This is a genomic window from Candidatus Schekmanbacteria bacterium, assembly GCA_003695725.1.
In the GTDB taxonomy this organism is placed as follows: Bacteria; Schekmanbacteria; GWA2-38-11; order GWA2-38-11; family J061; genus J061.
Genome location: RFHX01000062.1, coordinates 1 through 3,184, shown reverse-complemented (window position 1 = coordinate 3,184; position 3,184 = coordinate 1). Strand labels below are relative to the sequence as shown.

At 34.1% G+C, this 3,184-nt stretch carries 4 protein-coding genes; 1 reads left to right on the top strand and 3 read right to left on the bottom strand.

Features of this window, described 5'->3' with window-relative positions; genetic code table 11:
- Positions 1-197: 197 nt before the first annotated feature.
- A complete protein-coding gene (locus tag D6734_02875; protein RMF97021.1) occupies positions 198-1,148 on the bottom strand; it encodes a hypothetical protein in 951 nt (316 codons plus the stop codon).
- 306 nt (positions 1,149-1,454) lie between these two features.
- Here D6734_02875 and D6734_02870 point away from each other — a divergent pair, with 306 nt between their 5' ends.
- Positions 1,455-1,940 (top strand): hypothetical protein, encoded by a 486-nt coding sequence (locus D6734_02870; protein ID RMF97020.1) that lies wholly within the window; start codon positions 1,455-1,457, stop codon positions 1,938-1,940.
- 27 nt (positions 1,941-1,967) lie between these two features.
- Here the strand turns inward: D6734_02870 and D6734_02865 are convergent, their stop codons facing one another.
- Both D6734_02865 and D6734_02860 read right to left on the bottom strand, forming a co-directional pair.
- On the bottom strand, positions 1,968-2,672 hold the full coding sequence (locus D6734_02865; GenBank protein RMF97019.1) for a DUF4197 domain-containing protein: 705 nt from the start codon (positions 2,670-2,672) through the stop codon (positions 1,968-1,970).
- 48 nt (positions 2,673-2,720) lie between these two features.
- Positions 2,721-3,113, bottom strand: a complete 393-nt coding sequence (locus tag D6734_02860; GenBank protein RMF97018.1) for a hypothetical protein — start codon at positions 3,111-3,113, stop codon at positions 2,721-2,723.
- Positions 3,114-3,184 lie beyond the last annotated feature (71 nt).

Here is a 3,184-nt window from a genome sequence, read left to right as displayed (position 1 = left end):
GTCTAAAATATCGACAGTACTAAAATATCTTATTGTTTACTATTTTGATTATGGAGTTATTTAAGTGATTAATCCTTTAAAGATGGCATCAAAGAAAATTTTATAAAAAATGTTGGGCTAGAATGTTCTGGAGAGAGACAAAGAATCTATTCTTATGATTGAGGTGAAGGATTTTTTCCACGCAAAGAAAAAATCATCTATTCTTTTTCGAGTTTGATAACTCTGTCTAATACCCTTTTATCTTGGACTTCGACAATGAGGAAATGTTTGAAATAACCGCCAAAGGTAAGCGCTCGTTTACCGAGATTTGCTCCTGCACCACCTGATATATAGAAATTTATCCCTTTGTATTTGAATTTGTCATAGTCATGGATATGTCCGCAAAAAACATAAACATTTTCATACTTTCGCAATATTGATATGAATCGGCTTACCTCCTTGCTGAAGTCTGTACTTAGGTGGCCAATGCTTGGAGGGATGTGCATAAAGATGAATTTGTTTTTTTTCTTGGCTTTTTTGAGCGCATAGTTTAGCCACCAGATTTGTTCATCAGACAACCCTTCTTTTCCTTCCGTTACATCATCGAGCACGATAAATCTGTTATTGCCGTAATCAAAGAGATAGTTTAGAGGTCCAAAAAGGTTCATAAAATATTTTTTCCCGTTACCACGCAAATCATGATTTCCCGCAACTGCAAGAAAAGGTATATTGAGACTGCCTGTTATATCTAAGAATTCGTTGTATTCCTCTTTTGTGCCATTTTTGACAAGGTCTCCAAGATGAATCACAAAAAGAGGTTTAGGATTCAATTCATCTATTTTGGATATTATCTTTTTATAAGCAGAGATATTTTCTCTGCTATCTCCCAATACTACAAAGGAGAACGATTTTTCTGTTTTTTGATTTTCAATTTCTTTGATAGATTGGAGATTTAGATTTAGTCCCTTCCATTCCTTTGGCATTGAGGAGCAGCTTTGAAGAAAAATCGACAGGAGAATTAAGGATAGAAGAGTCGGCAAAGTTTTTTTCATATTTTCCTCTTTTCTTAAAAGTGGATCTATTTTACTGATAAAATGAATTTTAAATTCTTTCAAGGTGTAATTGGAAATGTTTTCTGATAAATAGGAAAAATGAGGAGACCCATACATTCTTTTTTAGAGGATGCATTGGCGACAGCAAGAGACTTACTATTTCTCCATCGCATCTAACATAAACTATCTTGAAAACGCTTTCTACGGAGAAAACTAAATGTGACTATTTGGATTGATTTTCTTCAAAGAGCAGGTGTCCATTCTTTCGATGAATTTGATTATTAGGCACATTTTGATGAAGTGCTTGTTAATTTTTTTTATCTGGAGGATACATCTTATTTTTCAAGATGAGGAACAAAATGAAAAGATAGAATAGGGATACTTCTTTGACAAAAAAAGAATTTTAAATAAAAAAAAGATCTTATGGATATAATATCTCATGGACTTTGGGGCGGTGCCGGTTTTTTAAGAAACGGAAGAAAAAGTTTTTGGCTTTCCTTTGTAATCGGAATGGGACCCGACCTTCTCTCCTTTGGCATTTATTTCATAGGAACACTTGTAGGCATACATCCCCGAAGGAATTATGGCGCTGGGCGTCCTGATATTTCTTCTTTACCGAAGTATGTTTTTGCGCTTTATGATATCTCCCACAGTCTTATTGTATTCGTTGCAGTTTTTTTTGCTGTGTGGTTTTTTCGTGGGAAGCCATTATGGGAATTATTAGCATGGGGGATACATATAGTGATAGATATACCAACACATTCGCAAGATTTTTTCCCTACGCCTTTTCTTTGGCCTATTTCAGATTATACATTTCCGGGCATTAGTTGGGGAAGACCTGAAGTTTTTTTCCCTAATTTAGGAGCCCTCGCTATTGTTTATGCTGTTATTCTTATCTTTTTCAGATGAATATCTTTGATTGATGTTCAATGAATCTTATTTGAAAACTTTTTTCAGAAGCTCTGTAACACGCGCGGCAGGATCCTTTCTAATTTTCTTTTCCTCTTTTGCTATCAGATAAAAAAGTCCGTCAAGAGATTTGTTGGTAACATAATCACCAAGGTCTGGGGGCTCGATGTTTACTATTGGAAGATTTTTTATTCTATCCACCATATTCATATAATAGTTTGTAACTCCCACATTTTTCATTGATTCTTCAATTTTTGGTTTGAATGCTTTGTAAAGTCTTTTGGATGTTTTTTTACGAAAAAAATCTGTTGCCGCAGTATCTCCACCTTTTAAAATCTTTTTGGCATCTGTAAAAGTCATATCTTTAATAGCATCGATAAAGATGGATTTTGCTTCAGGCGCCGCTTTTTCTGCCGCTCTATTCATACTTTCAATAAATTCATCAACCTGTTTTTCAAAACCCAATTTTTTGAGAGTTTCTGCAGTTTTTTGAAGTTTTTCAGGAAGAAGAATTTTTATCGCTTTGTTTTTTAGGAATCCATTTATTTTCGATGCCTGCGATACGGAATTTTCAGTTGATACTTCAAGTGCTTCCTTTAGTCCTGCAATAATGGTTTTTGTATCGAGCTTTCCCTCCCCAGCTATTCCTTTAATTGTATTTGAAACACTTTCACATGAGAGTATAGAGGCAATAAAAAAAATAACTATGGAAATTTTTGCTATCTTATTCATCAATTTTCATAATTTGAGATTATTATTAACTTATTGATTAAAAATTTTTTAAGGGGATGAGCAGCACCCAGCAGGAGGGCTGATTGCTTTCTTGCTGTCTGCAAATATCTGTCCTGATACATTTTTGAACACAAGTCTCACGATTCTAACATTTGGACTTGTGCTGCAATATCCAGAAGGATCAACTTCAGTTAAGGTATATGTCCCGGGAGTGAGACCATTAAATTTAAATCTGCCTGCCGCATTTGTTGTTGTAGTAAGGGATCCAGGATTGAGAATTATAGTAACTCCTGCAATTCCTTTTTCTCCAAGATTTCTGTTGCCGTTGCAATTTTTGTCATCAAAAACAATACCGCTTATTTTGAGCGCTGAAGATATAGATGGCAAAAGAATAAATATGAAACATACAACAATTATCTGTAATTTCCATTTAATGTTCATTACCTCCCCCCCTACTTTTTTATTATATAATAAATCTAAAATGATAGAGCTTCAAGTATTTTATGATTTTT